The sequence below is a fragment of the Afifella pfennigii DSM 17143 genome, assembly GCF_000688515.1.
In the GTDB taxonomy this organism is placed as follows: domain Bacteria; phylum Pseudomonadota; class Alphaproteobacteria; order Rhizobiales; family Afifellaceae; genus Afifella; species Afifella pfennigii.
On sequence record NZ_JHZK01000006.1, the window covers coordinates 34,563 to 60,920 of the forward strand.

Sequence of the window (26,358 nt, forward strand, 5' to 3'; positions counted from 1 at the left end):
GGGAGGGGGCGTAGGACATGACAGACCGGCAGAGCAAGGCGCACCGCCCGACGGCGGAGGTCGTCTACGACGCCGCCGCCGCTGCCCCGCTGGCGAATGAGCGCCAGGGGCAGGCGGAGCGCGTCGTCTCTGGCGACGCCCCTGCCGCCGCATCGGCCGATGCCGCACCCGCCAATGTCGATCTCGCCGCCACCAGGGACGACGGCATGGGTTGTCATGCCGGCAAGGACGAGATGCGCCGCGCCGCCGAGGCGGCCGGCAACAGCGACGTTCTTGAGCGCTACGCAGAGGATTACCCGACCGGGCCGCACGACCAGCCGCAATCCATGTGCCCGGCTTTCGGCTCGCTGCGCGTCGGGCTGAGGATGCGCCGCACGGCGACCGTGCTCTCCGGCTCCGCCTGCTGCGTCTACGGCCTGACCTTCACCTCGCATTTCTACGGTGCGCGCCGCTCCGTCGGCTATGTGCCTTTCGATTCTGAAACGCTGGTCACCGGCAAGCTCTTCGAGGACATCCGCGAGGCCGTCTACAAGCTCGCCGATCCGGACCATTACGACGCCATCGTCGTCACCAATCTGTGCGTGCCGACGGCCTCCGGCGTGCCGCTGCGCCTGCTGCCGAAGGAGATCAACGGCGTCAGGATCATCGGCATCGACGTTCCCGGCTTCGGCGTGCCGACCCATGCGGAGGCCAAGGACGTTCTGGCCGGCGCCATGCTGCATTACGCCCGCACCGAGGCCGAGCAGGGCCCGGTTCAGGCGCCGCGCGGCGGGCCCAGCGAGAAGCCGACGGTGACGCTGCTCGGCGAGATGTTCCCGGCCGATCCGGTCGGCATCGGCATGATGCTGGAGCCGCTCGGCCTGGCCGTCGGCCCGGTCGTGCCGACGCGCGAATGGCGCGAGCTTTACGCCGCGCTCGATTGCGCCGCGGCGGCGGCGATCCATCCCTTCTACCGTGCCTCCATGCGCGAGTTTCAGGCGGCCGGCCGGCCGGTCGTCGGCTCCGCTCCCGTCGGTCACGACGGTGCCGAGGCGTGGCTGACGGCCATCGGCGAGGCCTGCGGCGTCGCCCGCGAGAGCGTCGATGCGGCCAAGAACCGTTTCCTGCCGATGATCAAGCAGGCGCTGGAGAATGCGCCGATCAAGGGCCGCATCACCCTGTCGGGCTATGAGGGCTCGGAGCTTCTGGTGGCGCGCCTGCTGATAGAGAGCGGCGCCGAGGTGCCCTATGTCGGCACCGCTTGCCCGCAGACGCCCTATTCCGATCCCGACCGCGAATGGCTGCAGGCGCGCGGCGTCAAGATCACCTATCGCGCCTCGCTGGAGGCCGATATCGCGGCCATGGAGGAGCATCGCCCGGATCTGGCCATCGGCACGACGCCCGTCGTGCAGAAGGCCAAGGAACTGGCCATCCCTGGGCTTTATTTCACCAATCTCATCTCCGCCCGCCCGTTGATGGGCGTGGCCGGGGCGGGCTCGTTGGCCCAGGTCGTCAACGCCGCCATCGCCAACAAGGCCCGCTTCGACGAGATGCGGGAATTCTTCGAAGGCGTCGGCACGGGTGATGCCGCCGGCGTGTGGGAGGATGTTCCCGCCGACCGCTCCGACTTTCGCCGGCGCGAGCTTGCCAAGGCACAGAAAGCCAGAAAGGCCGCTGACCCCAAGAAGGTCGCGGAATCGGTGGTCTGATGCTGGTTCTCGATCACGATCGCGCTGGCGGCTACTGGGGCTCTGTCTACGTCTTCACGGCGATGAAGGGGCTGCAGGTCGTCATCGACGGTCCCGTCGGCTGCGAAAACCTGCCGGTCACCTCGGTGCTGCATTACACCGACGCTCTGCCGCCGCATGAATTGCCCATCGTGGTCACCGGGCTGTCGGAGGACGAGCTCAACAAGACCGGCACCGAGGGCGCCATGCGCCGCGCCCATCAAACGCTCGACCCGGCGCTGCCGGCCGTCGTCGTCACCGGCTCCATCGCCGAAATGATCGGCGGCGGCGTGACGCCGGAAGGCACCAATTTGCAGCGCTTTTTGCCGCGCACCATCGACGAGGATCAGTGGCAGAGCGCCAATCGGGCCATGTATTGGCTGTGGACCGAATACGGCGCCAGGAAGGGCAAGATGCCCAAGCCGCGGCCGCGCCAGGAGGGCGACAAGCCGCGCGTCAACATCATCGGCCCGATCTACGGCATGTTCAACACGCCCTCCGATCTGGCCGAGATACGCCGCCTCGTCGAAGGCATCGGCGCGGAAGTCAATTTGGTCTTCCCGCTCGGCAGCCACCTGTCGGAGGTGCCGCGCCTGGTGGATGCCGATGTCAATATCTGCATGTACCGCGAATTCGGACGCATGCTCTGCGAGGCGCTGGACAAGCCCTATCTGCAGGCGCCGATCGGGCTGCATTCCACCACCAAGTTCCTGCGCGCTCTCGGCGAGCTCCTGGGCCTCGATCCGGAGCCCTTCATCGAGCGCGAGAAGCACACGACCATCAAGCCGCTTTGGGATCTGTGGCGTTCCGTCACGCAGGATTTCTTCGGCACGGCGAGCTTCGCCGTGGTGGCCAACGAGACATATGCGCGCGGTCTGCGCCATTTTCTGGAGGAGGAGATGGGCTTGCCCTGCACCTTCTCCTTCGCCCGCCGTGCCGGCGTGAAGCCGGACAACGAGGCGGTGCGGGCCGCGGTGCGCGACAAGACGCCGCTCGTCCTCTTCGGCAGCTACAACGAGAGGATGTATCTGTCGGAGATCGGCGCGCGCAGCGTTTACATTCCCGCTTCCTTCCCGGGAGCGATCATCCGGCGCCATACGGGCACGCCCTTCATGGGCTATGCCGGCGCCACCTATCTCGTCCAGGAAGTGTGCAACGCGCTCTTCGACGCGCTTTTCCACATCCTGCCGCTCGCCACGAATCTCGACGAGATCGAGGCGACTCCCTCGCGGCTTCACAAGGAGCTGCCTTGGGAAGACGAGGCCAAGCGCCTGCTCGACGAAATCGTTGAATCTCAGCCTGTCCTGATCCGCATCTCTGCCGCTAAGCGTCTGAGAGATAAGGCAGAAATGGACGCGCGTCAGGCTGGGGAGGGGCGCGTCACTGTTGCGCGTATGCGGCGCGTCGCAGGCGGTATAAAAGAGGACGTGCTCGCATGACGGGGGTCGTCCGTAGCAAGAATTCCCACGGTAGGTGGTGGCGCAAGAGCTGCCTTTCTACCCGGGCTGGTATGGAGAGGGCATATGGCTGCAATCGACAAATCCAACGCCGCGGTGCTGCGCTCGAAGGAAGAACGCGATTTCCGGCTCATCTTTATGGTGAGCTTCGTGTTCTTCCTCGTCGTCAGCGTCTTCGCCCGGCTCTTGCCGCCGCATTGGCGGCCGTTCCCGCCGGGGCCGAATGGCCCACGGTCGGTGATCGAGGATGCCCGGGTGGCGGCCAATACGACCATCCCGTTCGCTTTTATGCGCTGAGCGCATTGTCGAATTCGTCCGGCGTTTCGCCGGGCGGAGCTGCGTCGCGACATTCGTCGTGACCATTCCCAGCCGCGCGGGAGGTGCGCGGTAACGGCCGAAAGGCTCATTAACGAGGGTAGATCAATGGCTGAAATCGATAGGCCGGTCTCGCTGTCGGGTCTGACGGAAGGTGAGGCTCGAGAGTTTCACGGCGTCTTCATGACCTCCGCGATGATTTTCTTTGTCGTGGTGATTGTTGCGCACATCCTGGCGTGGATGTGGCGTCCGTTCTGGCCTGGGCCTGAGGGCTGGGTGTCGCTCGACCTGCCGACCGTCGCGTCCTTGGCGTCCACGCTCGCATAGGGGGAAAAGAAATGTGGAAAGTTTGGCTCCTGTTCGATCCGCGTCGTACGCTGGTCGCACTGTTCACGTTCCTCACCGTCCTTGCTCTGCTGATTCACTTCATTTGCCTCAGCACCGAGCGCTTCAACTGGCTGGAAGGCAACCCGGCTGCCACCAAGGCGCAGGCGAGCCAGGCCGAGTTGTTCACGCCGCTCGCCTGAGCGACGAGACGGTTGTTTTTTGCGAATGGCAGCGGACTGGATTCCAGCCCGCTGGGATTTCAGCCCGCTGCCATCTTTGCGCCGAAGCGATTTCGCTTCGCGTCTCGTTGACCGGAGGATTGAGCAATGGCGATGCTCAGCTTTGAAAAGAGGTATCGCATTCGTGGCGGTACGCTAATCGGAGGGGATCTCTTCGATTTCTGGATCGGGCCGCTTTACGTCGGGTTCTTCGGCGTGGCGACGGCCTTCTTCGCAGCGTTGGGCACCGGGCTGATTCTCTGGGGCGCGGCGCTGGGAGGGACATGGAACGTCTGGCGGATCAACATCGCTCCGCCGGATCTGTCGTACGGCTTGGCGTTGGCGCCGCTCGAAGAGGGCGGCCTTTGGCAGATTATCACTATCTGTGCCCTTGGCGCGTTTGTGTGCTGGGCTCTGCGCCAGGTCGAAATCTCCCGCAAGCTTGGAATGGGGTATCACATCCCCTTCGCCTTTAGCTTTGCGATTCTTGCCTACTTCACCCTGGTCGTCGTCCGGCCGGTGCTGATGGGGGCATGGGGGCACGGTTTTCCGTATGGCATCATGAGCCATCTCGATTGGGTGTCGAATGTTGGGTACCAGTACCTGCATTTCCACTACAATCCGGCGCATATGATCGCCATCAGCTTCTTCTTCGCGACGACGCTCGCGTTGGCGCTGCACGGAGGCGTGATCCTGTCCACCGTCAACCCGCAGCCGGGTGAGGCTGTGAAGGGATCGGAGCACGAGAACACCTACTTCCGCGATGTGGTGGGCTACTCCATCGGTGCGCTTGGCATTCATCGCCTGGGCCTTTTCCTGGCAGTGTCGGCCGCCTTCTGGAGCGCTGTCTGCATCGTCATCAGCGGTCCCTTGTGGACGCGCGGATGGCCTGAGTGGTGGGGTTGGTGGCTCAACCTCCCGGTCTGGAGCTAGGGGGGGTTACCATGGCTGAATACCAAAATATCTTTAACCGGGTGCAGGTGCACGCACCTGTCTACGCCGGTGTCCCGGCGGGCGTTTCGGCGACTGGCCGGGCTGGGCAGCCGACCCTCTCCTACTGGTTGGGTAAGATTGGCGACGCGCAGATTGGGCCGGTCTATCTCGGCCTTTCGGGAATTGCCTCGATCTTTTTTGGCTTTCTCGCCTTTGAGATCATCGGGCTCAACATGCTGGCCTCAGTGAACTGGGATCCGCTTGAGTTCGCACGGCAGTTCTTCTGGCTCGGCCTTGAGCCGCCGCCTCAGGAGCTTGGACTTTGTCTGCCGCTTTGCCCGCTCGACCAGGGCGGTTGGTGGCAGATGGCCGGCTTCTTCCTGACGTTGTCGGTTCTTCTGTGGTGGGTGCGGACCTATCGTCGGGCGACAGCGCTCGGCATGGGAACCCATGTCGCCTGGGCCTTTGCTTCCGCGATCTGGCTCTTTCTGGTGATCGGCTTTCTGCGGCCGATTCTCCTGGGCCATTGGTCGGAAGCGGTGCCCTTCGGCATCTTCCCGCACCTTGATTGGACCGCGGCGTTCTCGATCCGCTACGGCAATCTGTACTACAACCCGTTCCACATGCTTTCGATCGCCTTCATGTATGGCTCGACGCTTTTGTTTGCCATGCATGCGGGGACGATCCTGGCGGTGAGCCGCTTCGGCGGTGAGCGGGAAGCAGAGCAGATCGTCGATCGCGGAACGGCCGCCGAGCGTGCCGCACTCTTCTGGCGGTGGACCATGGGCTTCAATGCCACCATGGAATCCATCCATCGCTGGGCCTGGTGGTTCGCGGTTCTGACGCCGCTCACCGGTGGTATCGGCATGCTGCTCACGGGCACGGTTGTCGACAACTGGTACCTGTGGGGCATCAAGCACGGTCTGGTGCCGGTCTACCCGACTGGGACTGAGGTCGTGACGGATCCGGCTCTGACGACGGGAGTGGGGCAATGACCTTCGCAATGAAGATTTCCCTGGCGATCTGCGCCCTCGTCGGCGGGCTCTTGCTGCTGACCTTCCAATGGCCACCGATCAACCATATCTGGCCGTTTGCAGCGTCGCAGCAGCAAGGGTATCGCGGAACCGGCATGGTACAGGTGACGGCAGTCGCCGACCTGCAGAAGGCCGTTGCGGCAATCCCTGAGCCTTTCCCGGAGGTTTCTGCGGAAGGCCCGCGTGCCTCGGAAGTCTACGAGAACGTTCCAGCTCTCGGCGACCTCAGCGAGGAACAGTTCCTGCGGATTATGACCGTCATCACGGAATGGGTCTCGCCGGAACAGGGATGCGCCTACTGCCACGACGAGAACGACCTCGCCGCTGAAAGGCCCTATACCAAGATCGTGTCGCGTCGCATGATTGAAATGACGCGCCACATCAACGCTGACTGGACGAACCACGTCGCTCAGACGGGCGTGACTTGCTACACTTGCCATCGCGGGCAGCCGATACCGACCGAAATTTGGTTCGATAGCGACAATCCGATCATGGCGAAGTATGCGGGCTACAGCCCGAATGGGCAGAACCATCGCAACGAAGTCGCGGGGCTTACCTCGATGGCTGCCAATCCGATGGAGCTCTATCTTGCTGGTCCGTCCAACCCGCGCGTGATCCCGACCACGGCTCTGCCGACGGGAGAAGGCATGGGTCCGAGCATCAAGGCTGCCGAAGACACCTACGCTTTGATGATCCATCTGTCGGATGCCCTCGGCGTGAACTGCACCTACTGCCACAACAGTCGGTCGTTCATGAACTGGGAGGAAAGCAATCCGGCGCGGGTGACGGCCTTCACCGGCCTCGACCTGGTCAGGACCATCAACGCCGACTATCTGTCGCCTTTGCAGCCTGAATACCCGCCGGAGCGTCTTGGTCCGTTGGGTGATGCTCCGAAGGCAAACTGCGCCACCTGCCACCAGGGCGAGCCGTTCCCGCTCGGCCGGTTCCCGATGATCAAGGATTATCCGGAGTTGGTCGCGGCCCAGGCGGCTCCGTCCGCGGCGCCCGAGGCGCCGCCGGCCCAGGCTGAAACGGCCCCGGCTGCGGCGCCGACGGAAGGGCTGACGCCCGACCAGATGCGCCAGCAGATGGAGCAGATGCAGCAGCAGATGCAACAGATGCAGCAGCAGATGCAGCAGCAGATGGAGCAGATGCAGGAGCAGATGCAGCAGCAGTAAGACAAGCATGGCAGCGCCACCTTCCGTGGCGCTGCCCCCAAGAACCTGAAACGGGAGGCTTACGGCCTCCCGTTTTTTTTGTCTGAGGGGCTGCGCTCATGCGCGCTTGGCGGCGCACCGATGCGCCAAGCTGAATGCCAAGCGCCAAGGTGAATGCCGAGCGGAACGCGATTCTCTTTCGCAAGAACCCGGCTTAAGCGACTCTCAAGACGAAGCTTTTTCGTATGTCGCCCCGCCAGCGGGGCCGGCTACAAGCTTCGCAGCTTACCGCCGTCGCCGGCACATCGGCGGCCGAGCGCGATGGGCTCGCGCCTCAGCGAGATGGTGTCGGTCGGGATATGACCGAGGCGCAGCGAGATCCGCATGGCGGCCCGCGCTTCCGCGAACGTGGATGGCCCCTCGCGCAGGCTTATCGCGCCTCCGCTGGTGATCGGCGGCCGCGGCAGGTTCACCCGGCCGGCCAGCCCGCCGCCTTTCGCGGTGTGGAGCCGCAGAACACGCGGATCTTTCCGCAGCTGGAGAGGGTTGCTATCACCCACCGATGGTTCGGACGTATCGCCATGACGCCTGACTTCCTGCCGCATCTTTACGAGCCGCAGTTGGGCCTCTTGGTGCCCATTGGCTACAACGGTCTACAACGGTCGCGGTATCGCCATGTCGACCGCCTTCGGAAAACTGGCCGCGGAACGCCTGACCGGACGTGATATCGAGGTGAAAGCCCGTCCCCTTCGTCCCATCCCGCTACACAGTTTCAGGCGTGGCGCCGTTGCCGCAATCTCCGCCTATTATCGCTTTCTCGACGCGGTGCGATGAGGCGGCGGCCGGCTCGTCCGTAGCATCCGCTACGGCCTTGCCGATCCGCGAAGGGCCCTGTCGCCAAGGCGCTCCGGCAGAACGGTTCAACCTCGCTACAGAAGGCTCAAAGGCGTGGCCGGAGAACGCCGCGCCCTCCTCAGGCCGCCCGCGACAGACCGATCTCCGACCAGATGGTCGCGAGCGCGTCGATGAGATGGTCGACATCCCAGTCCGAATGCAGCGGCGAAGGGGTGATCCTCAGCCGCTCCGTGCCGCGCGGCACCGTCGGGTAATTGATCGGCTGCACATAGATGGCGTACTGCGACAAGAGCCGGTCGCTGATCTGCTTGCACAGGACCGGATCGCCCACCATCACCGGCACGATATGGCTCTCATTGGCCATATGCGGCACGCCGATCTCATCCAGGCGCCTGCGGACCGTGGCGACGCGCTCCTTCTGGCGCTCGCGCTCCGCCTCGCTTGCCTTGAGGTGACGGATGGAGGCGAGCGCTCCGGCCGCGACGGCCGGCGGCAGGGCGGTGGTGAAGATGAAGCCTGAGGCGAAGCTGCGCACGAAGTCGCACAGCGCCGTGGAGGCGGCGATATAGCCGCCCATGACGCCGAAGGCCTTGCCGAGCGTGCCTTCGATGACGGTGAGCCGCTCGGCGACCTCCTCGCGCTCCGAGATGCCGCCCCCGCGCGGCCCGTAAAGGCCGACCGCATGCACCTCGTCGAGATAGGTCATGGCGCCATGCGCCTCCGCCACGTCGCAGATCTCCGCGATCGGGGCGATGTCGCCATCCATCGAATAGACCGATTCGAAGGCGACGAGCTTGGGTCGCTTCGGCGGCAGCGCCGCCAGCTTACGGTCCAGATCCTCCGGGCTGTTGTGCTCGAAGATGACCTTCTCGGCCCGGCTGTGGCGAATGCCCTCGATCATCGAGGCATGGTTCTTGGCGTCCGAGAGCACGACGCAATCGGGAATCTTCGCCGCCAGCGTGCCCAGGCTCGCCCAGTTGGAGACATAGCCTGAGGTGAAGATGAGGGCGCTTTGTTTGCCGTGCAGGTCGGCGAGCTCCTTCTCCAGGAGCACGTGATAATGGTTGGTGCCGGAGATGTTGCGCGTGCCGCCGGCGCCGGCGCCGCAGCGCCCGAGAGCGAAATGCATCGCATCGATGACGACCGCGTTCTGGCCCATGCCGAGATAGTCGTTGGAGCACCAGACGGTGACCTCGGCGCGGCCGCGCTCGCGGTAATGCGTGGCTCTGGGAAATTCGCCGGCATGGCGCTCCAGATCGGCGAAGACGCGATAGCGCCCTTCCTGGCGGAGCCCGTCGAGCTCCCTCTGAAAGAAGGCTTCGTAGTTCATCGTCTGGCCTCCGCTGACGCGATCCTCGTTGCTCATCTCATTCTCCCGGAGGTGGCGCGCCGGCCGTCCCGAAGACCGGCCGCGCGGGCAAGCTGGTTGAGGCGCTCGCCGCGCCAAGATGGCTGAAGGCGGGCGGACCCGGCCGGCCGCCTGCTTGGCCGCCGGCCTGCTTCTTGTCGGGCCTGTGCGCCTCGTGCGAGCGCATGCCCCATTTCCACAGCGCCTCTGCCGGCAGCGGTAGAACCATGAACCAGTGCTCCAGCACCGCAAGTGCCATCAGCGTCGCCAGGAAGGTGAAGGCGCTGGCCGCAAAAGAGCCCGCCGGTGCGCTAATGGCGCTCGCCGCCAGCAGCACGGCAATGCCCGTGGCGATGGTGACGGAGAAGGGGAAGAGCGGGTTCATCGGCTTCTTCAGCATGAAGCTCTTCAGATAAAGGAGGCTCTCCGGGAGGAGCTTCTCGCCGAGATTGCGCACGCCTAAAAACAGGTTGAGCTTGGCCGAAAGCCTCATCCCCCACAGGGTGAAGAAGGTGCCGACGCCGACGAAATTCTCGCCCTGCCAGGTCAGCGCCAGGATGGCGGCGGCCGAGGCGAGGATGGCAAGCTCGTGATAGAGGATGGTTTGCACGGCGAAGAAGAAGCGCTTCGCGCCCGTCGCCTCCGGCGGGCAGATGCTCTTGCGCGGCCCGGTGACATAACCCATCAGGAAGCTGATCTCGTGCCAGCCCCAGGCGAGGATGCCGAAGCTGAAGGCCAGGAACGCCCCGCCCACCGTGGTGTCGTTCGCCGTTGCGGCGAGCCCGTAGAGCGCTGCGGCGAGCAGCGCCGTGGCCCCCAGCATGCTCCAGCGGAAGGTGGAACGCGGCAGGCCGTCCAGATAGAGAATGGCGCCGGTGGAGAACCACCAGACGAACAGCGCGTAGATGATGGTAAGGGCGTAAAGGGCCACCCTCGCTGCCTCCCTACCAAGCCGGGACCAGCCGGCTTTCGGCCGGCGGCGCGTTTTCCTTGGTCGGCATCAGATAGAGCCGTGCCAGGGAGAAGGCCGCGACGGCGCCCCAGCGAACTTGCCGGGCCGCGCCGGCGATGCCGCCCGCTTCCCTGGCCGCCGCCATGGCTTCGCTGGCCTGGCGCAGGCTTTCGAGGCCGGAGCGAAAGCGCGGATTGTCGATATCGAGCGTCAGCGGAAAGACCTGCCGAGAAATCTCGCTGGTGATGCGAAAAACCTTGAAGTCGTACTCGGTCGGGTCGATGTGCAGCGCCTTGTGGAATTCCGGCCGCGCATGGTCGCGCACATACATGGTGGCGAAGACGGCGAGCACGAAGAAGCGCACCCAGTACTTGTTGAGGCCGCTCGTGACATGCGGGTTCGCCCGCATCAACAGCGCGAAGGCCTCGCCGTGGCGGAACTCGTCGTTGCACCACTGCTCGAACCACTTGAAGATTGGATGGAAGCGATATTCGGGATGCTTCTCCAGGTGCCGATAGATGGTGATGTAGCGGGCGTAGCCGATCTTCTCCGACAGATAGGTGGCGTAGTAGATGAACTTCGGCCGGAAGAAGGTGTACTTCTTGGTACGTGTGAGAAAGCCGAGGTCGACGCCGATGTTAAAATCCTTCAGCGCATCGTTGATGAAGCCGGCATGGCGCGCCTCGTCGCGGCTCATATAGCGGAAGAGCTCGCAGATATCGGGGTTCTTGCCGCGCTTCTTCATCTCCGCATAGAGCACGCAGCCGGAGAATTCGGCCGTCAGGGAGCTGACCAGAAAGTCGACGAACTCCTTTCTGAGCCCCTCCGGCAGGTCGCTCAGCTTCACGTCGTCCCAGGCCTCGGTGCGGCGGAAATGGTTCTTGTTGGGGTCTGAACGCATCTCCTCGATGAGAGCGTCCCATTCGGCGCGCACCGGGGTGACGTCGATGGCGTCGAGCTCGTCGAAATCCGTGGTGTAGAAGCGCGGGCTGAGAACCGTGCTTTCCTGCGCCTGGCGGGTGGTGTCGTTGGGAGCGATGGAGAGATGTTCGATAGTCATAGCCTGCTTTCCGAGGAGAAACTGAACTCCAGGAGTTCCATGAACTCCAGGTCGCCGGTCATGCGTGTCCATAACCGTTCCAGGGCGCTCGCCCTTGTCACGGTTGCCATGCGGCGGAAGGTGGCCTTCTCGCCATAGGGCACGACAATCGGCTCGCCATCGACACGCACCGCATCGCCCGGCTGGATCTCAAGCCCCCCGTCGAGTTCCACATGGGCGTGCAAGCTGTCGAAGGTGTTCTCTACCTCGATAGTGCAGGGCACGGTAATTTTCTTGGGTGGACCCGCGAGCCGGTCTATCACTGTACCTGGCTCCCATCACCAAGCAGCCGCGCAAAAACCTGCGCGTTGGTGGGTCCGAAAGCGTGCAGCTCCAAGCGGCGGCCTGTCGCTGTATCCTCCAAAGAAAGCCGTCCATCGGCCCAATGGGTGAGCCGGAAGGGCGCGTCCTGGCCGAGGCCTTGCAGTTTGCGCTCGCGGGCGAGCCCACGCAGCGTGGCGCGCAAGAACCCGTTGGTGCCAGGCTCCATGACAGCGATCAAATCGTCGCTGTCGGCATCGTAGACACCGACGCCGCCGTCCTCCTGGTCGACGAATATCAGCTGCCGTTCTTCCACGGCGGTGCTCTGAGGCAGATCGGTCTTACCGAAGCCGGTATATTGGCCGACGGCAGCGAGCAGGATCGCAGCGCCGACCAATATCCCGACGGCGATAAGCGGGCCGCGAGGAAACGGAGCTGGGTGGGTCAACCTGCTCACTGGACTTTTTCTCCTAAGCCGCCGCTTCGGTGGCTTGCGATTGCCATTTCTGGGAACTTTCGCCCTTCGATGTTTCGGTCGAGCTTTCCTCGGTCGCCTTGCTGTCGGCTGCAGATTTGGCGAGCGCCTCAGAGAGTATCTCTGCAACACGTGCCGCGTCTGCGATCGCCCGCAGCATCGGCTCCGGACGCTTGATCTTCCAGGGCCTGGCATGGGGCCACAGCGGGAAGTAGCCGATGTGCCGTCCAGGCAGGAGTGTCAGGACGATCTCGCCGTCACCGCGGTCATTGTACGTTTTAACGGCCGCCGCTTCGATCTCGTTGAAGGGGATGTTGATGGTGAGAGGCACCGCCAGTCCCGAGCGAAAAACGAGGCGACGATTGGTTATTGTGTACACCGAAGTGCGAGCGATTAAGACGCCATAGATATAGAAAATGCCGAGCGCGACGACGGCTGCAGTCAGCAACCAGCTGCCGGCGATCGCCGCGTCCGCGAGCGACCCTCCCGCCCCGAGCACTGTGCCGATGCGCAGGGCGAGAAGAATGCCGAAATAAAGCGTTAGCGTTGGCAGATGGAAGGCGCGCCGGGCCAAAAGGCCCCGGCGCGGCTCCCCTTGCCAGAGGACCCGTTCCCCTTCCGGCAGCTTGCCAGGCACGCCGCGGATGGGTTCAGAGTCAAATTCGTTCACAGCAGCGGCTCCTGCCGGGCGGGCGTAGCATAAAGATAACCGCCACCGTAGTAGCCGGTGATGCGATCCTCCTCAAGCATCGTAATCTGCGTCGAGCTGGCGGTCCGCGGCACGTCGGCGAACTGGCGAGCGATCAGCGCCTTCACTTTGACCCGCCGTAGGCGAGAATCGATGTCGGCTAGCACGACCGGAACAAGAACCCTGCCGCCTTCGTTGAGATCGACCTGCAGGTAGCGGATCATCGGATCGGAACGGTCGATCCAGACATCGTCGATGGTGCCGACGATGGCACGGTCGGCCGCTTCCACCAGCATGCCGCGCGGATCTGGATCACGCGGGTCCAGGAAGAAGTTGTCGACGCTCGACATCGGCACGATCTGGGGCTCTCCTCCCAAAGTCAGATCCGGCTCGTCGGCGCGCTCGGCGTAGCTAGCCGGGCCGACGCCATCGACCAACGGATTGCCGACTGGTGCATATGGCGCACCGGGGGTGGGCCGGCTCGGGGTAAGACGCGGCTCGCGCGTGTCCCCGCGGCCGGACTGGATCATGCTGCCATCCGGCATACGGAAGAACTTGGGAGCTGGCATATCCGGGAAGCCGACGACGGCCTCACCGCCCGGACGCTCAGACATCAGCGGATAGCCTTCCCGCTTGTCCTCGCGACGCAGGTAGATGATTAGACCTGCAAAGAAAATCCAGAAGGCGTATAACGTCATCTGGGCGACATCCATATAACCTGTAAGTGCTCCGGCGGGCATTGATAACCTCCATTAGCAACGGCTAGCCGGGAAACTCGGCCAGACCGAACGACGATGATGGATCGGAGCGTGTTTGCCCCCCCGACCCGACGAGCGGCCCTATCGCCACGAGGGTGGCGGCGAGCAGCGCGATCTCGATGTGATAAACTATGCTGTATCCGGCAGCCGGACCGGTGAGGGCCGGGCCAAGCAGCCCCTGCGTCGCAAGCGAGGAGAAGACGTCGCGGATAACGCCTCCGAGCGCGATGGCGCAGCCTGCAGCGGTTGCCTGCACAGCGCCCCAGGCGCCGAGCGCAAGCCCGCTCTGTCCGGCCTTGGAAAGATCCATCGCCGCCGTCAGCGTGCCGACCGCGAAGAGGCCAGCGCCAAAGCCGATGATCGCCGTGCCAATTCGGAAAAGCATGGTAGATTCAAGCGGTGCCGCAAAAACGACGGCAGCGAAAGCGAAGATGCCGGCAAGGGCGCCGTAGGCGGCAAGCCGGTAAGGATCGGCGCCGCGGCTGAGCGATCGCGCGGCGTACGCAAAACCGACAAGCGAACCACCGGCAAGAAGCGCTGTCAGCTGCGTCGTGGCGCTGACGGAAAGCTTCAGCACCTCGCCTCCGTAGGGCTCCAGGAGGATGTCCTGCATCGAAAAGCCCGCAGTGCCCAGCCCAACCGCCACCAGCAGCCGGCTTGCGCGTCCACCTTTCGCAAAGCTTGCCCAAGCATCGCGGAAACGCGGCCGCTCTTGGTCGGGTCGGGTGCTGGAGGGATCGCGCGCCTCCTGTTTCCACAACGCCACGACGTTAAGAACGAAGGTCAGCAAGGCCGCGCCCTGGATCACCTGGACAAGCCGTGTTGGGCCGAAATCCTCCAGCAGCGCGCCGAAGACCAGTGCGCTTACCACCATGCCGAGAAGTAGCATGACATAAAGGAGGGCAACCACCCGCGGACGCGCTTCGGGCGGAGCCAGGTCGTTGGCAAGCGCCAATCCTGCGGTCTGCGTTGTATGCAGGCCGGCCCCGATGAGCAGAAAGCCTAACGCCGCCCCGATCTGGCCATAGAGCGCCGCGCTGTGCCCGTCGCCCGAAAGCACCAAAAGCGCGAAGGGCATGAAGGCAAGCCCGCCGAACTGCAAGAGTGTGCCCATCCAGATATAGGGCACGCGCTTCCAGCCGAGCAACGAGCGATGGGTATCGGAACGAAAGCCGATCAGCGCCCGGAAGGGCGCAAAGACCAGCGGTAGAGAGACCATCAACGAGACGAGCCATGCATGCGCGCCCAACTCGACGATCATCACCCGATTGAGCGTGCCGTTGAGCAGCGCCACGGCCATGCCGACGGAAACTTGGAACAAGGACAGGCGCAAAAGCCGGCCGAGCGGAAGCTCGGTCGTCGCGGCATCCGCGAACGGCAGAAACTGCGGCCCCATTTGGAGCCAAGCTTTGCTCATGGCCTCGTTAAACCGCTTCATGCCGGCACGAGCTCCATTGCCTGTGACGTATAAAATCCACTTACGATACGCCGGGACCGGCCCGGCTGCCATTGGCTAAGCGAGGGTGTCGCAGCGACCAGCTGGCGCAGTCTTTCCTCGCTGATGGGTTCGATGGACGGCGCCCGGTCGCTCTTGGGGAAGAAGCGCCCGGCCGCGTGCATGGCCGCGAGCAAAGCCGTGCGCGGCGCGAAGGTGAAGACGATGCCGGCGCCGGCGCGCTTGCCGAGCCTGGCGAGGATGTCGGCGAGATCGGCGGGCTTGTAGTGGATGAGCGAATCCATCGCCACCACGAAGTCGAAGCTGCCGAGAGCCGGATCCAGCATGTCGCCGACCCGGAAGTCGATGCGTTCCGCGCCCGGCTTGTCCTTGGCGCGCTCGCGGGCGAGCTCCACCAGCGAAGGCGACAGGTCGCTCGCCACCACCTCAGCGCCGCGCGCCGCCGCCTCCAGCGACAGCGCGCCCGTGCCGCAGCCGGCGTCCAGGAGCCTGACGCCGGTCAGATCCTCCGGCAGGTAGGACAGGAGCACGCCCCGCATCTCGTCGCGGCCGGCGCGGACCGTGGCGCGGATGCGGCTGACCGGCGCGTCGGAAGTCAGCCGGGACCAGGCATCGGCCGCCGTACGGTCGAAGTAGGTCTCAAGCTGTCCGCGGCGCTCCAGATACGAGGCGTTCTGCATCAATCGAATCCCAAGAAGTCGAAGATCTCGCGATCCTTCATCGGCCTGGCCTGCAGCGGCTCCGTGCCGGCCCAAAGCTGCGCGGCGAGCTGCAGATACTCCTTCTGCACCGCTTCCAGCTCCGGCGACGGCTCCATCTCAAACAGCGTCGACTTCTTCAGCCGCGAGCGGCGAATGACGTCGAGGTCGGGGAAATGGGCGAGGCGCTTCAGCCCGGTCTCTTGGTTGAAGCGGTCGATTTCGTCGGTGGCGGCGCTGCGATTGGCGATGATCCCGCCAAGACGCACGTCGTAATTCTTCGCCTTGGCGAGGATGGCCGAGACGATGCGGTTCATGGCGAAGATGGAATCGAAATCGTTGGCGGTGACGATCACCGCCCGCTCCGCATGCTGGAGCGGCGAGGCGAAGCCGCCGCACACCACATCGCCGAGAACGTCGAAGATAACGACATCGGTGTCTTCCAGAAGGTGGTGCTCCTTCAGGAGCTTCACCGTCTGGCCGACGACATAGCCGCCGCAGCCCGTGCCCGCCGGCGGGCCGCCCGCCTCCACGCACATGACGCCGTTGTAGCCCTCGTAGACGAAGTCCTCGACGCGCAGCTCCTCGGAATGGAAGTTCACCTGCTCCAGAACGTCGATCACGGTCGGCACCAGCCGCTTGGTCAGCGTGAAGGTGGAATCGTGCTTGGGATCACAGCCGATCTGCAAGACCCGCTTGCCCAGCTTGGAGAAGGCCGCCGACAGATTGGAGGAGGTCGTCGACTTGCCGATGCCTCCCTTGCCGTAGACCGCGAAGACCTTGGCCGTTTCGATCTGGATCGAGGGGTCGAGGCGAACCTGCACGGAACCTTCGCCGTCCTCGTTCTTGCCGACCGGGGGCATAGGTCTCAGGGGAATGTTCATGCAGCTCTCTCCACGGGAATGCCTTCGAGCTGGTCTTCCAGCTCCTCGCCGGCCTGGCGCAATGCCTCGACCACGGCCTCGTCGGGCTCCCAGTATTTGCGCTCATGCGCTTCCAGGAGCCGGTGGGCGACCTTCGCGGAGGCCACCGGGTTGAGCTCTGCCATGCGCCGCCGCATTTCCGGATCGAGCACATAGGTCTGGGTAATCTGCTGGTAGACCCACGGCGCCACTTGTCCGGTCGTCGCCGACCAGCCCATCGTGTTGGTGACATGCGCCTCGATCTGGCGCACGCCCTCATAGCCGTGCTTCAGCATGCTCTCGTACCATTTCGGATTGAGCATGCGCGTGCGCGTCTCCAGCGCCACCTGCTCGGCGAGCGAGCGCACCTGGCCTTCGGAGCGCGTCTGGTCGCCGATATAGACCGGTACCTCGCCGCCCTTGGCCTTGCGCACCGAGCGTGAAATGCCGCCGAGCGTGTCGAAGTAATGATCGACCGTGGTGACGCCGAGCTCCACCGATTCCAGGTTCTGATAGGCGAGCTCCACGTCGCCGAGCATGGATTTCAGGAGCGCGGCCTGCTGCATCGGCTTGCCCTGGCGGCCATAGGCGAAGCATTTGCGCCGCGCATAGGCGTCGGCGAGCTCGTCCTCGTCCTCCCAGCGGCCGGAATCGAGCAGCATGTTGACGTTCGAGCCATAGGCGCCGTCGGCGTTGGAGAAGACGCGCAGAGCCGCCGTCTCCAGATCGCATTGATGCTCTTCCTGATAGGCGAGGGCGTGCTTGCGCACGAAATTCGCCTCCACCGGCTCCTCCGCGCTGGCGGCAAGGAAGGCCGCCTCGGCGAGAAGCCGCGTCTGCAGGGGCAGGAGGTCGCGGAAGATGCCCGAAAGCGTCATCACCACATCGATGCGCGGGCGCCCGAGCTCCTCCAGCGGGATGAGCGAGGCGCCGCACAGCCGGCCGAAACTGTCGAAGCGCGGCCGCGCGCCGAGAAGGGCGAGCGCCTGCGCGATCGGGCCGCCTTCGCTCTTCAGGTTGTCGGTGCCCCAAAGCACGAGCGCCACCGATTCCGGCAGGGCATGCCCGTCGTCGAGATAGCGTTGCAGGAGCCGCTCCGCCTGGCGCGCCCCGTCGGCGACGGCGAACGCGCTCGGCATGCGGAACGGATCGAAGCCGTGCAGGTTGCGTCCCGTCGGCAGGATGGCAGGCGTGCGCAGGAGGTCGCCGCCGGGGGCGGGGCGCACGAAATGACCGTCGAGCGCATCGATGAGGGAGGCAAGCTCGTGATCGTGAGAAAGAAGTCGGTCGGTCTCCGCAAGTTCGGTGAAGAGGGCGATACCGTCTTCGTCTTCCGGCAGGCCGGCCGTGACCAGCGCCTGGCGCGGCGACTTGCCTTCCACGAGCGCCGCAATGCCCTCCCGCGCGGGCTTGCGGCCATGGCGCGCCTCCGCGACGGCAAGGAGAAGGTCGATGCGCTCCTCCGCGCAAGGCGGCTCGCCGACGACGTGCAGGCCATGCGGGATGAGGGTGTATTCAAGGTCGAGGATCGCCTCGCCGAGCTTGGCGGTCTCAGCGTCCGGGTTCTCCCAGGCCGGCTCGGCCGGGGCGAGGTCGAGCTCGGCCGCCTGTGCCTGGATGAGCGGGGCGAGCTGCTCGCGCTCTGAGGTCTCGTCTGGCGGCAGCTGGCGCCAGCGGTCGAGCGAGGCTTTGAGGTCTATAAGCCCGCGATAGAGCCCGGCGCGCGCCACCGGCGGCGTCAGATAGGAGATGAGGGTCGCCGCCGAGCGCCGCTTGGCCAGGCTGCCCTCCGAGGGGTTGTTGGCGGCGTAAAGATAGAAGTTCGGCAAATCGCCGATGAGCCGGTCCGGCCAGCACGCATCCGACAGCGCCGTCTGCTTGCCGGGCATGAATTCCAGCGCCCCGTGCATGCCGAAATGCAGGACGGCATCGGCGCCGTAATCTTCCTTCAGGTAGCGATAGAAGGCGGAGAAGGCATGCGTCGGCGCAAAGCTCTTCTCAAACAACAGCCGCATCGGGTCGCCTTCGTAGCCGAAGGCGGGCTGGATGCCGACGAAGACGTTGCCGAAGCTTTCCCCGAGCACGAAGATGGAAGCCCCGTCGCTCTGCTGGCGGCCGGGGGCCGGGCCCCATTGCGCCTCGATCTCTTTGAGCCACGTCTCGCGCTTGACGTGCTCGTCGGCGGCGATGCGGTGATGGACGTTGGCGTCGGTGCCGTAGCGGGCCGAATTGCCGCCGAGTATCTTCTCGCGCAGCGCATCGACACTCTCCGGCACCTCCACCGCATAGCCGGCGGCCTTCAGCGCCTTCAGCGTGTTGAACAGCGATTGGTAGACGGAGAGATAGGCCGCCGTGCCCACGCCGCCGGAATTGGGTGGGAAATTGAAAAGAACGATGGCGAGCTTGCGCTCCGCCCGCTCCCTCTGGCGCAGCGAGACCAGCTTGTCGACGCGCGCCGCCAGCATTTCCGCGCGCTCCGGATAGGCCTGCATGTCGCGGCTTTGCTCGGCTTCCTGCGAGCGCCCGCCGAAAAGGATCGGCCCGGTGGCGCCGTCGAGTTCGGGGATCGCCACCATCATGGTGGTCTCCACCGGCAGAAGCCCGCGCTCCGATGCCTGCCACTGCTCCAGCGTCTGGAACTCCACCGCCTGCGCGGCCAGATAGGGCACGTTGAGCTGCGCCAGCATCTCCTCGGCGGCCCGCGCATCGTTGTAGGCCGGCCCGCCGACCAGCGAAAAGCCGGTCAGCGAGACGACGGCATCGACGGTCGCCCGCCCGTTCGCCAGGAAGAAGGCCTCCACCGCCGGGCGGCTATCGAGGCCACTGGAGAAGGCCGGCAGGACTTGCAGCCCGCGCGCTTCCAGCGCGGCTATCACCGCGTCGTAATGGGCGGTGTTGCCCGCCAAAACGTAGGAGCGCATGACCAGGAGCCCGACGCGCCCGCGCCGCTTCTTCACCGGGCAGGGCAGGGCGTCGAGCCGGTCCGTGACCCGGCCCTTGAGGCGCGGATGGTAGAGCCCGACATCGGGATAGACGATCGGCGCTCTGGCCTTGACGCTGGCGCGCAAATGCCGGCGCGGCCCGTCGGCGTAGCGCTCCACCAACAGGCGGACCATATTGACGATATTGTCTTCCGAGCCCGCCAGCCAGTACTGCATGGTCAGGAAATAGGCCCTCAGATCCTGCGCCGTGCCGGGCACGAAGCGCAACAGCTGCGGCAGGCGCCGCAGCATCGCCATCTGCTTGGCGCCGGAGCTCATCGACTTGGTGTCGGTCTTCTTCTCCGCCCCGCGCAGGCGCTTCAGAAGCGCCATGATGCCGCGCTGCGGCCCATCCATGGCAAAGCGCCCGAGGCGGGTGAGGCGGATGACCTCGCCGGCCGACATGAAGCCGACCATGGCGTCGCAGGTCTCGCGCTTGGCCTGCAGCGCCGGCAGCACCGCCTGGATATGGTCCTCCATGAACAGCATGTTGGCGAGGACGATATCGGCCTCGGCGATGTCGGCCTGGCAGCGGCCGAGCGCGGTGGCGTCGTCGCCCCATTCCGTCGCCGCATGCAGGTTGAGGATAAGGCCGGGCATTTCGCGCTCCAGCACCGGCTGGGCGCGTTCCACGGCGCTCGCCAGATGGCTGTCGAGCGTCACGATCACGACGCGGATCGGCGTCGTGCTATCGGCCGAAATGGGCTTTGGCATCGTACAATGTCTCAACCGTGATCGTGGAAAGCCCGCGTTCCTCCGCAAAACGCTCGGTGTTGCGCCGAGCTTTCCCCCGCACGAAGAAAGGTATCTTCTTCAGCTCCTGTTCGGCTTCCGCCGCCCAGGCGATTTCCTTGCTCACCAGGGCAAGCTGAGCCTTCTCCGGCTCCGCGTCCTTGATCTGAGTCGGGCTGGGGGACGGTGCGGCGCCATGTCCTAGATGCGAGGGTTGCGCCTCGTCGTGGAACTCAAAGTCGCCGCGGAACATGCCGATGAGATGCTCTTCCAGCCCCATCATCAGCGGGTGCACGAACGTGTCGAAGATGACGTTGGCGCCCTCAAAGCCCATCTGCGGCGAGTAGCGGGCCGGGAAGTCCTGCACATGCACCGGCGCGGAGATGACGGCGCAGGGGATGCGCAGCCGCTTGGCGATATGGCGCTCCATCTGCGTGCCGAGAACGAGCTCCGGCTGCAGCTCGGCGACCTTGGCCTCCACCTCCAGATAATCGTCGGTGATCAGCGCCTCAACGCCGTATGCCTCGGCGGCGGTGCGAAGCTCGCGGGCGAATTCGCGGCTATAGGTGCCAAGCCCGACGACCTTGTAGCCGAGCTCCTTATCGGCGATGCGCGCGGCCGCCATGGCGTGGGTGGCGTCGCCGAAGATGAAGACGCGCTTGCCGGTCAGATAGGTCGAATCGACGGAGCGCGAATACCAGGGCAGGCGCGAATGGGCGCCGGCGAGCACCGGGGTCGGATCGACGCCGGCGAGCTCGGCGACTTCGTTGACGAAATCGATGGTGGCGCCGACGCCGATCGGCACCGTCTTCGTCGCCTTCTGACGGAAGGTTCGCTCCAGCCAGCGCGCCGCCGTGGCGGCGATCTCCGGATAGAGCACGACGTTGAAATCGGCCTCGCCGAGACGGGCGAGATCGGCCGGGCGGGCGCCGAGGGGCGCGGTGACGGCGACATCGACGCCGAGCCGGTCCAGAAGCCGGGTCACTTCGGCGACATCGTCGCGGTGGCGGAAGCCGAGCGCCGTCGGGCCGAGGAGGTTGCAGCGCGGGCGCCTTGCCGGATCGCGCGCCGGGCGCTCGCTGCCCGGCGGCGGCGCATGCGGCGAGGCGAGCGCGCGCACCATATGGTAGAAGGTCTCCGAGGCGCCCCAATTCTCCTTGCGCTGATAGGAGGGCAGCTCCAGCGGCACCACCGGCAGCGGCAGGTCGAGCGCCTTGGCGAGCCCGCCCGGATCGTCCTGGATGAGCTCGGCCGTGCAGGAAGCGCCGACCAGCATCGCCTCCGGCTTGAAGCGCTCATAGGCCTCGCGCGCGGCGGTCTTGAAGATCTCGGCCGTGTCGGCACCCAGATCGCGTGCCTCGAAGGTCGTGTAGGTGACCGGCGGGCGCTTGTCGCGCCGCTCGATCATGGTGAAGAGCAGGTCGGCATAGGTGTCGCCCTGCGGCGCGTGCAGGACGTAATGGACGCCCTCCATGGCCGTGGCGATGCGCATGGCGCCGACATGCGGCGGGCCTTCGTAGGTCCAGACGGTGAGCTGCATGGCTACACCTCCAGCCTTTCGGCCCGCATAAGCGGGCGGCAGAAGAGCTCGGCGAGGTCGCCGGCCTGCTCGTAGCCGTGGATGGGCGTGAAGACGAGCTCGATCGCCCATTTCGTCCTCAGCCCCTCCGCCTCCAGCGGATTGGCCAGGCCGAGGCCGCAGACGGTGAGGTCCGGCCGCGCGGCGCGGGCGCGATCGAGCTGCTTGTCCACGTCCTGACCTTCCGACAGCGTCGTGCCCTCAGGCAGGAGAGCGAGTTCGGCGGCGAGGTTCTGGCGGTGCAGATAGGGCGTGCCGACCTCCGTCAGCTTCATGGAGAGCTCGCGCGACAGGAAGCGGGCGAGCGGCACCTCAAGCTGCGAATCGGGAAAGAAGAAGATGGATTTGCCGGCAAGCTCTTCCTGGTAGCGGGCGAGCGCCCGCTTGGCCCGCTCGCGCCCCATGGCAGTGACCGTCTCAAAGCGCTGCGTATCGACCGAGAAAGCCTCCGCGGCGGCGCGCAGCCACTCCGTGGTGCCTTCCGCGCCAAAGGGGAAGGGGGCGGTGAGCCGCTCGGCCCCGCGTCGCTCCAGCGCCTTGGAAGTGTCGCCGAGGAAGGGCTGGGCGAGAAGGTAACGGGTATTGGGCCCGACGGCCGGCAGCTCCTGCGAGGAGCGCGGCGGCAGGAAATCGACGGGAATACCGAGGTCGGCGAAGAGGCGGCGGAACTGGTCTTCTACGATGTCCGCCAGGGCGCCGACGACGAGCAGGGAGGGCGCCGCATCGGTCGGCGCCTGGGCAAGCTCAGGCACCACCGCGGCAAGGCACGCATCCTCGCCCTGGGTGAAGGTCGTCTCGATGCCGGAGCCGGAATAGTTGAGGATGCGCGTGCGCGGCGCGAAGCTGGTGTTGAGGCGCTGTGCGGCGCGCGACAAATCGAGCTTGATGACCTCCGAGGGGCACGAGCCGACCAGGAAGAGAAGCCGGATATCGGGACGCCGCTCCAGAAGCTGGGTGACGACGCGGTCGAGCTCCTCGTTGGCGTCGGCCATGCCGGCGAGATCGCGCTCCTCGATGATGGCGGTGGCAAAGCGCGGCTCGGCGAAGATCATCACGCCGGCGGCCGATTGCATGAGATGGGCGCAGGTCCGCGAGCCGACGATGAGGAAGAAGGCGTCCTGGATCTTGCGATGCAGCCAGATGATGCCGGTCAGCCCGCAGAAAACTTCGCGCTGACCGCGCTCGCGCAGGACCGGAGCGTCGGTGCAGCCGGGCTGCGGGGGGGCGGCGGAATTGGCGAGCGCGCTCATTGGGCGAACTCCATATCGCCCGTCTTGCCGCCTGCCTGGGATTTCGCGCGATTGGCCTGCTCCTGCAGGCGCGCCGCGCGCAGCTTCAAGACGAACTGCGCGGCGTTGACGACATAGGCGAGATAGGCGGCGAGGGCGAGAATCATCAGCCCGCTCGCGCCGAGCGCGCCGGTGAACAGCGCCACCAGATAGGCCGTGTGCAGAGCGAGGACGAGCATGGAGAACACGTCCTCCCAGAAGAAGGCGGGGGCGAAGAGGTAGCGCCCGAAGACCACCTTCTCCCAGATCGAGCCGGTGATCATGATCGTGTAGAGGATGAGGGTCTTCACCACGATCGAGACCGTTGCGACAAAATAGCCCTCGCCCGTGGCGAGGTAGCGGATCACGAGCCAGGTGGAGACCAGGAAGACGATGAACTGCACAGGCGCGAGCACGCCCTGAACGATGGTCCAGGGGGACTCATCGCGCCGCTTGCGTTCTTCCTCGGTATAGAGAGAAATCGTTTTTTTTCCGTGGCTTGGCACCGCGGCTGCCTCCTGAGCGGCATATCGCAAACCGGACTCTAGGACCGCCCCTCCGTCACTGTCAACAACACTAGACGTAAATCTAACTTTACAACATCGAAGAGGCGGTTCTAAGCTCACCCTCCCTATCGCTGGGTGCAGGAAAGTGATTATAGTGCTCGCCTGCATCCGGCGTCGGCGCTCCTTCAAAGTGGGCGCACCTCGTCGATCCGGGAGGCTTTTGTATCTTGCCCGGTCGGGTGCGAACGAGGGGGAGGGCGAGTAGATGGCTGACCTGAGACAAACCGCGGAAGGGCGTCGGCGGTGGAACAGGGAGCAGCGCTGGAACGAGCCGCACGATCCGCGCAGTGACGCGGAAAAAGCACATTCGGTTTCCGGGAGCGAGGCATGGCTCGGCAGCCTGGTGACGACCATCGAGGGAGAGATTATTCCTCGCCTGCTTCTGGCGCACGGCGCCAGTGCAGTGGAAGGTCGCAAGGCCGACCCGCATCAGGGGCGACTGGGCAGCCACGAAATCGCGGACTTTGCGCGTCTCGTTATCGGACCGGATTTCTCGCTAGTGCGCGCGCATATCGATATGATGCGCGCCCGTGGTATCACCTTAGAGACGATTTTCATCGATTTGATGGCGCCGACGGCACGGCTGCTTGGAGACCTCTGGAAGGCGGACGAGTGCGACTTTACCGATGTGACCATTGGACTTTCCCGCCTGCAGCAATTGCTGCGCGAATTCGGCCCAGCCTTTCAGAGCGCGTTTTCCGATTGCACCAGCGGGCGGCGGGCGCTGCTCGTGCCGGCCCCGGGCGAACAGCATACGTTCGGTCTGTTCATCACCGAGGAGTTCTTCCGTCGTTCCGGCTGGCAGGTCATGTCGGCGCTGGACCTGTCCTCGCAGGAGATCGCCGACACGGTGCGCACCGAATGGTTCTCCATCGTCGGCTTCTCCCTGTCGGGGGAGCGTTGGCTGAACGAGCTTGCCGTCACCATCGAGGCGGTACGGCAGAAGTCGCGGAACCAGTCGATCGGCATCATGGTCGGCGGGCAGCTTTTCTTCGACCGCCCGGAGCTGGTGGCGCTCGTTGGCGCGGATGTGGCCGCATCCGATGCGCGTCAGGCGGTTCTTCACGCAGAACGCATGCTGGGCGCGGTTTCGATGCGCTGGTGATGCCGCCCCTCCGGGGCCTGGAGGGGTTATGGTAAGCGTCATCTCGCCAGCCGGCCCCGGAAGTTTCAAATTTCCCAACGAGACGCTCAGCGATGTCGATGCCGAGATTGCCGCCAGGTTGATCTCCACGGCGGCCGATATTGCGCTGGTTCTCGACAAGGACGGCGTCATCGAAGATCTCGCCTATGCCGACCAGGACCTCTCCAGGGAGGGGCTCGGCAACTGGCTCGGCCGCCCCTGGGTGGAGACCGTGACGGTGGAAAGCCGTCCGAAGGTCGAGGAGATGCTGGAGGCGGCGGCGAGCAAGGCCAATCCGCGTTGGCGTCAGGTCAACCATCCCTCCAGCCGCGGTCTCGACCTGCCGGTACGCTATTCGGCCATTCAGCTTGCAGAAGGCGGCCGCGTCATCGCCATCGGTCGCGACTTGCGGCCCGTCGCCAGCCTGCAGCAGCGTCTGGTCGAGGCGCAGATCGCGGTGGAACGCGAATATGCGCGCCTGCGCCAGGCGGAGACGCGCTACCGCCTGCTTTTCCAGATCGCCTCGGAGGCTGTCCTCATCGTCGATGCGACGACGCAGAAGGTGGTGGAGGCCAATCCGGCGGCGAGCCATCTGATCGGCCAGCCCGTGGAGCGCCTCGTCGGGCGCGGTTTGCGCGGCCTCTTCGCCGAGGACGCCGAGCGCGCGCTGCAGGCCCTTCTTGCCATGGTGCGCGCCGCCGGCCACGCGGAGGATGTGAGCCTGCGCCTGCCGCAGGATGAACGCGAATTCATTGCCTCGGCTTCCCTGTTCCGTCAGGAGCAGGCCTCGCATTTCCTCATCCGTCTGTCGCCGCTCACCGCCGGCGCGGCGGCGGAAAGCGAGCCGAGCGTCGCATCGGCGCTCATTCAGGTGGTGGAAAACCTCCCCGACGCCTTTCTCGTCACCGATCCCGACCGGCGTGTTCTTGCGGCCAATATCGCCTTTCTCGACCTTGCTCAGATGGCGAGCGAGGAGCAGGTGCGCGGCGAGCGGCTGGAGCGTTGGCTTGGCCGCCACGGCATCGAGCTTGATGTTCTCATCGCCAATCTGCGCGAGCACGGCTCGGTACGCCATTTCCGCACGATCCTGCGCGGCGAGTACGGCTCGCAGGCGGAGGTGGAGGTGGCAGCCGTTTCCGTCCTGGAAGGCGAGCAACCCTGCTTCGGCTTCGTTCTTCGCGATGTCGGCGCGCGCATCACCAAGACGCGGCCGTTCGCCCCGGAGATGCCGCGTTCCGTCGATCAGCTGACGGAACTCGTCGGGCGCGTGCCGCTGAAGGAACTGGTGCGCGAGACGACCGATGTGATCGAGCGGCTGTGCATCGAGGCGGCGCTGGAGCTGACCGGCGACAACCGCGCCTCGGCCGCCGAAATCCTCGGCCTGTCGCGCCAGAGCCTATATTCCAAGCTCCGCCGCTACGGTCTGGTCGATGTCGCGCCGGACGACGATTCAAGTGGCCATTAGAGCCT

General features: G+C 65.1%; 25 protein-coding genes. 10 read left to right on the forward strand and 15 right to left on the reverse strand.

Translation table 11 applies throughout. The features are described from left to right. Nucleotides 1–17: 17 nt before the first annotated feature. The 8 genes from bchY to pufC all read left to right on the forward strand — a co-directional run bounded on the left by bchY (nucleotide 18) and on the right by pufC (nucleotide 7,168). Nucleotides 18–1,688 carry a chlorophyllide a reductase subunit Y gene (gene bchY, locus Q331_RS0106750; protein WP_026380052.1) on the forward strand — a complete coding sequence of 557 codons (1,671 nt, stop codon included), beginning with the start codon at nucleotides 18–20 and terminating at the stop codon, nucleotides 1,686–1,688. Beyond that, complete coding sequence (gene bchZ, locus Q331_RS0106755; RefSeq protein ID WP_026380053.1) at nucleotides 1,688–3,145, forward strand: chlorophyllide a reductase subunit Z; 1,458 nt, start codon at nucleotides 1,688–1,690, stop codon at nucleotides 3,143–3,145. Before bchY ends, bchZ begins: the two co-directional genes overlap by 1 nt. Nucleotides 3,146–3,229: 84 nt before the next feature. Beyond that, nucleotides 3,230–3,460 (forward strand): hypothetical protein, encoded by a 231-nt coding sequence (locus tag Q331_RS20390; protein ID WP_051630750.1) that lies wholly within the window; start codon nucleotides 3,230–3,232, stop codon nucleotides 3,458–3,460. Between the two features lie 126 nt (nucleotides 3,461–3,586). Beyond that, a complete protein-coding gene (gene pufB / locus Q331_RS0106765) occupies nucleotides 3,587–3,805 on the forward strand; it encodes a light-harvesting antenna LH1, beta subunit (RefSeq protein WP_026380054.1) in 219 nt (72 codons plus the stop codon). A gap of 11 nt (nucleotides 3,806–3,816) precedes the next feature. After that, nucleotides 3,817–4,005 carry a light-harvesting antenna LH1, alpha subunit gene (pufA, locus tag Q331_RS0106770; RefSeq protein ID WP_026380055.1) on the forward strand — a complete coding sequence of 63 codons (189 nt, stop codon included), beginning with the start codon at nucleotides 3,817–3,819 and terminating at the stop codon, nucleotides 4,003–4,005. 126 nt (nucleotides 4,006–4,131) lie between these two features. Then, nucleotides 4,132–4,956: a photosynthetic reaction center subunit L gene (pufL, locus tag Q331_RS0106775; protein ID WP_026380056.1), complete on the forward strand. Its 825-nt coding sequence runs from the start codon at nucleotides 4,132–4,134 to the stop codon at nucleotides 4,954–4,956. An 11-nt stretch (nucleotides 4,957–4,967) separates the two neighbouring features. Further along, nucleotides 4,968–5,951 carry a photosynthetic reaction center subunit M gene (gene pufM, locus Q331_RS0106780; RefSeq protein ID WP_026380057.1) on the forward strand — a complete coding sequence of 328 codons (984 nt, stop codon included), beginning with the start codon at nucleotides 4,968–4,970 and terminating at the stop codon, nucleotides 5,949–5,951. Beyond that, on the forward strand, nucleotides 5,948–7,168 hold the full coding sequence (gene pufC / locus Q331_RS20395; RefSeq protein ID WP_156953280.1) for a photosynthetic reaction center cytochrome PufC: 1,221 nt from the start codon (nucleotides 5,948–5,950) through the stop codon (nucleotides 7,166–7,168). Before pufM ends, pufC begins: the two co-directional genes overlap by 4 nt. A gap of 248 nt (nucleotides 7,169–7,416) precedes the next feature. On the opposite strand, the gene Q331_RS23890 is transcribed toward pufC, so the two are convergent. The 15 genes from Q331_RS23890 to bchF form a co-directional block, all read right to left on the reverse strand. Beyond that, entirely contained in the window at nucleotides 7,417–7,752 is a 336-nt protein-coding gene (locus Q331_RS23890; protein WP_169738473.1) for a hypothetical protein, read from the reverse strand. A gap of 368 nt (nucleotides 7,753–8,120) precedes the next feature. Then, nucleotides 8,121–9,332 (reverse strand): 5-aminolevulinate synthase, encoded by a 1,212-nt coding sequence (gene hemA, locus Q331_RS0106795; RefSeq protein ID WP_026380059.1) that lies wholly within the window; start codon nucleotides 9,330–9,332, stop codon nucleotides 8,121–8,123. A gap of 37 nt (nucleotides 9,333–9,369) precedes the next feature. After that, on the reverse strand, nucleotides 9,370–10,281 hold the full coding sequence (puhE, locus tag Q331_RS20400) for a putative photosynthetic complex assembly protein PuhE (RefSeq protein WP_051630752.1): 912 nt from the start codon (nucleotides 10,279–10,281) through the stop codon (nucleotides 9,370–9,372). Nucleotides 10,282–10,294: 13 nt separating this feature from the next. Beyond that, nucleotides 10,295–11,362, reverse strand: coding sequence for a magnesium-protoporphyrin IX monomethyl ester (oxidative) cyclase (gene acsF, locus Q331_RS0106805; protein ID WP_026380060.1), 1,068 nt, complete (start codon nucleotides 11,360–11,362; stop codon nucleotides 10,295–10,297). After that, the gene (locus tag Q331_RS0106810) at nucleotides 11,359–11,625 is read right to left on the reverse strand and encodes a hypothetical protein (RefSeq protein ID WP_245615532.1); all 267 of its coding nucleotides are present in this window, start codon (nucleotides 11,623–11,625) and stop codon (nucleotides 11,359–11,361) included. Before Q331_RS0106810 ends, acsF begins: the two co-directional genes overlap by 4 nt. 35 nt (nucleotides 11,626–11,660) lie before the next feature. Next, nucleotides 11,661–12,119: a photosynthetic complex assembly protein PuhC gene (gene puhC / locus Q331_RS0106815; RefSeq protein WP_051630755.1), complete on the reverse strand. Its 459-nt coding sequence runs from the start codon at nucleotides 12,117–12,119 to the stop codon at nucleotides 11,661–11,663. A 13-nt stretch (nucleotides 12,120–12,132) separates the two neighbouring features. After that, complete coding sequence (gene puhB / locus Q331_RS20405) at nucleotides 12,133–12,807, reverse strand: photosynthetic complex putative assembly protein PuhB (protein ID WP_051630757.1); 675 nt, start codon at nucleotides 12,805–12,807, stop codon at nucleotides 12,133–12,135. Beyond that, complete coding sequence (puhA, locus tag Q331_RS0106825; protein WP_026380063.1) at nucleotides 12,804–13,565, reverse strand: photosynthetic reaction center subunit H; 762 nt, start codon at nucleotides 13,563–13,565, stop codon at nucleotides 12,804–12,806. Before puhA ends, puhB begins: the two co-directional genes overlap by 4 nt. Nucleotides 13,566–13,587: 22 nt before the next feature. Then, the gene (locus Q331_RS0106830; RefSeq protein ID WP_026380064.1) at nucleotides 13,588–15,021 is read right to left on the reverse strand and encodes a BCD family MFS transporter; all 1,434 of its coding nucleotides are present in this window, start codon (nucleotides 15,019–15,021) and stop codon (nucleotides 13,588–13,590) included. After that, entirely contained in the window at nucleotides 15,018–15,719 is a 702-nt protein-coding gene (gene bchM / locus Q331_RS0106835; protein WP_026380065.1) for a magnesium protoporphyrin IX methyltransferase, read from the reverse strand. The genes Q331_RS0106830 and bchM overlap by 4 nt, the downstream gene beginning before the upstream one ends. Then, complete coding sequence (gene bchL, locus Q331_RS0106840) at nucleotides 15,719–16,621, reverse strand: ferredoxin:protochlorophyllide reductase (ATP-dependent) iron-sulfur ATP-binding protein (RefSeq protein ID WP_026380066.1); 903 nt, start codon at nucleotides 16,619–16,621, stop codon at nucleotides 15,719–15,721. Before bchL ends, bchM begins: the two co-directional genes overlap by 1 nt. After that, nucleotides 16,618–20,334 (reverse strand): magnesium chelatase subunit H, encoded by a 3,717-nt coding sequence (locus Q331_RS0106845; protein ID WP_026380067.1) that lies wholly within the window; start codon nucleotides 20,332–20,334, stop codon nucleotides 16,618–16,620. Before Q331_RS0106845 ends, bchL begins: the two co-directional genes overlap by 4 nt. Then, nucleotides 20,309–21,892, reverse strand: a complete 1,584-nt coding sequence (gene bchB / locus Q331_RS0106850; protein ID WP_026380068.1) for a ferredoxin:protochlorophyllide reductase (ATP-dependent) subunit B — start codon at nucleotides 21,890–21,892, stop codon at nucleotides 20,309–20,311. Before bchB ends, Q331_RS0106845 begins: the two co-directional genes overlap by 26 nt. Nucleotides 21,893–21,894: 2 nt before the next feature. Further along, a complete protein-coding gene (locus Q331_RS0106855; protein WP_026380069.1) occupies nucleotides 21,895–23,181 on the reverse strand; it encodes a ferredoxin:protochlorophyllide reductase (ATP-dependent) subunit N in 1,287 nt (428 codons plus the stop codon). Continuing rightward, entirely contained in the window at nucleotides 23,178–23,705 is a 528-nt protein-coding gene (gene bchF / locus Q331_RS0106860; RefSeq protein ID WP_026380070.1) for a 2-vinyl bacteriochlorophyllide hydratase, read from the reverse strand. Before bchF ends, Q331_RS0106855 begins: the two co-directional genes overlap by 4 nt. 265 nt (nucleotides 23,706–23,970) lie before the next feature. On the opposite strand from bchF, the gene Q331_RS20410 reads away from it, so the two are divergent. Beyond that, nucleotides 23,971–24,870, forward strand: coding sequence for a cobalamin B12-binding domain-containing protein (locus tag Q331_RS20410; protein WP_084174846.1), 900 nt, complete (start codon nucleotides 23,971–23,973; stop codon nucleotides 24,868–24,870). Between the two features lie 28 nt (nucleotides 24,871–24,898). Beyond that, nucleotides 24,899–26,353 carry a transcriptional regulator PpsR gene (gene ppsR, locus Q331_RS0106870; RefSeq protein ID WP_026380071.1) on the forward strand — a complete coding sequence of 485 codons (1,455 nt, stop codon included), beginning with the start codon at nucleotides 24,899–24,901 and terminating at the stop codon, nucleotides 26,351–26,353. The last annotated feature ends 5 nt before the right edge of the window (nucleotides 26,354–26,358 follow it).